Consider the following 232-nt stretch of genomic DNA (forward strand, 5'->3'; position numbering starts at 1 on the left):
CAAGGTCCCAACTACCATCGGCGCTAGAGAGCTTAACTTCCGTGTTCGGTATGGGAACGGGTGTGACCTCTCTGCCATCATCACCAAACTATGAAGGCATATTCCTTCAAAACTAGATAACATTGCTACATATTATATGGTTAAGTCCTCGATCTATTAGTATTCGTCAGCTCCACATGTCACCATGCTTCCACCTCGAACCTATCAACCTGATCATCTTTCAGGGATCTTA

Annotated in this window: 2 rRNA genes; both read right to left on the reverse strand. The window is 44.4% G+C overall.

What is annotated here, in order from left to right:
• A 5S ribosomal RNA gene (gene rrf, locus AC0L0O_RS30120) occupies positions 1-88 on the reverse strand; the annotation flags it as partial.
• Positions 89-136: 48 nt separating this feature from the next.
• Positions 137-232: ribosomal RNA gene (locus tag AC0L0O_RS30125) — 23S ribosomal RNA — on the reverse strand; the annotation flags it as partial.

The organism is Bacillus sp. GS3m_15504 (assembly GCF_055825275.1).